Origin of the sequence: Mesorhizobium sp. M5C.F.Ca.IN.020.32.2.1, from assembly GCF_004023105.1 — a bacterium.
In the GTDB taxonomy this organism is placed as follows: Bacteria; Pseudomonadota; Alphaproteobacteria; order Rhizobiales; family Rhizobiaceae; genus Mesorhizobium; species Mesorhizobium wenxiniae.
The window spans coordinates 1-1,504 of record NZ_RZSX01001190.1 but is presented as its reverse complement, the minus strand read 5'-3'; the positions used below and the strand labels follow the sequence as shown (position 1 = coordinate 1,504).

2 protein-coding genes are annotated in these 1,504 nt (G+C 62.7%); one reads left to right on the top strand and one right to left on the bottom strand.

Translation table 11 applies throughout. From position 1 onward, the window contains the following. Positions 1 to 948 (top strand): ABC transporter ATP-binding protein (locus EOA86_RS34230; RefSeq protein ID WP_164892310.1); only part of this gene is annotated, 948 nt, incomplete at its 5' end. A 208-nt stretch (positions 949 to 1,156) separates the two neighbouring features. Here the strand turns inward: EOA86_RS34230 and EOA86_RS34225 are convergent. Next, positions 1,157 to 1,504, bottom strand: a 348-nt coding sequence (locus EOA86_RS34225) for a fumarylacetoacetate hydrolase family protein (RefSeq protein ID WP_164892309.1), incomplete at its 5' end; no start/stop codon positions are given.

Below are 1,504 nucleotides of genomic sequence, written 5' to 3'. Positions count from 1 at the left end.
GTGCTGAAGGGCATCAACCTCGAAGTGACCGATGGCGAATTCGTCGTCTTCGTCGGCCCCTCCGGCTGTGGCAAGTCGACGCTGCTCAGGGTCATCGCCGGGCTGGAGGATTCGACCTCGGGGCGGGTTGTCATCGACGGGGCGGACGTGTCCGCAACCCCGCCGGCCAAGCGCGGCATCGCCATGGTGTTCCAGACATATGCGCTCTACCCGCATCTGACGGTGAAGAACAATATGGGACTTGGCCTCAAGCAGGCGGGCACGCCGGCGGCCGAGATCGACCGCCGCATCGGCATCGCTTCCTCGATGCTGTCGCTGGAGCCCTATCTCGCAAGGCGGCCGGCCGAGCTTTCCGGCGGCCAGCGCCAGCGCGTCGCTATCGGCCGTGCCGTGGTGCGTGAGCCCAAGCTTTTCCTGTTCGACGAGCCGCTATCCAACCTCGATGCAGCACTGCGCGTCAACACCAGGCTGGAGATCGCGCAATTGCACCGCCGGCTGAAGGCGACGATGATCTATGTCACCCACGACCAGGTCGAGGCGATGACGCTGGCCGACAAGATCGTCGTGCTCAACGCCGGAAAGATCGAGCAGATCGGCGGACCGATGGAGCTTTATAATTCGCCGGCGAATGAGTTTGTCGCCGGCTTCATCGGCTCACCGAAGATGAATTTCGTCGACGGCGCCAGGCTTGGCGAGACGGCGAAGACCATCGGCGTCCGTCCCGAGCATTTGACCGTCGATGCGAGATCCGGCGCCTGGAAAGGCACGGTCGTCCATGCCGAGCATCTCGGCGCCGACACCAACCTTTATCTCGACTGCGAGAAGGCCGGGCTGATCACCGTGCGCATTTTTGGCGTCTACAACGCCGAGCCTGGTGCTACGCTTTATGCGACGCCGGATCCGGCAAAGACGTACCGGTTCGGGGCGGATGGGAAGGTGTTGAAGTAGCTGGTGCCGACTCCCCTTCTCCCCTTGTGGGAGAAGGTGGCCGAGCGAAGCTCGGTCGGATGACGGGGGTTGGAAGGATCGCTACGCTGAAGGCGTAAGCGACTAACATCCTTCGATGTTTTCTCGCCGCGTTTCTTCCAGAACCCCTCATCCGTCTCGGCGCTGCGCGCCGATCCACCTTTCTCCCACAAGGGAGAAGGAAGAGCGCCTATACGTCCGCCTTGAACGTCTGCCTCTGCATGCCCAGTCCTTCGATGCCGAGCTCCACAACGTCGCCGGCCTTCAGGAAGACCGGTGGCTTCATGCCGAGGCCGACGCCGGGCGGCGTGCCGGTCGAGATGATGTCGCCCGGATGCAGCGACATGAACTGGCTGAGATAGGAAACCAGGTAGGCGACGCCATAGACCATGGTCTTGGTCGAGCCGTTCTGCATCGTCTTGCCGTTGACCTTCAGCCACATCGGGATGTTCTGCGGGTCTTTCACCTCGTCCTTGGTCACCAGCCACGGGCCGATCGGCCCGAATGTGTCGCAGCTTTTGCCCTTGGTCCACTGGCC